The 433-nt window shown below is 58.2% G+C and carries 1 pseudogene; it reads right to left on the reverse strand.

From position 1 onward, the window contains the following. Nucleotides 1–148: 148 nt before the first annotated feature. Nucleotides 149–433 (reverse strand): annotated as a pseudogene (locus tag QZH66_RS18465) (CoA ester lyase); the annotation flags it as partial.

Genomic DNA, 433 nt, shown 5'->3' on the forward strand with positions numbered 1-433 from the left:
CTTGTGGGACAACGATGGTCACTGGTTTGGAAGGATAGGTCTCGGCGTAGGCGTTGAGCCCAAGTAAGCTGGCTGCTGCCAGGACGGTGAATTCGCGACGTGATTGGTTCATTTTGTCTCCTGTTTTTCTGATGAAAGGACATACGTCCTAAAGCTGCGCTAGCAGTTCTTGGGCACGCCGATAGACCGGCTTGTCGACCATTGCGCCATCCAGCTTGATGGCACCTTCGCCACGAGCGAACGCCTCGTCAAAGGCATCCACAACGCGCTGCGCGCGCTCTATGTCCTCGGGCGTGGGCGTGTAGCACTCGTTCACCACGTCGACGAACTTCGGGTGCACAACCACTGCGCCGCGAAAGCCCAGATCGCGGGCTCGGCGAACGACGGTTTTGAAGTCCTCGACAGAGCCGAGTTCGGCGATGGACGCTATGAA

The sequence above is a fragment of the Stenotrophomonas sp. YIM B06876 genome (assembly GCF_030711595.1).
Classification (GTDB): Bacteria; Pseudomonadota; Gammaproteobacteria; order Xanthomonadales; family Xanthomonadaceae; genus Stenotrophomonas.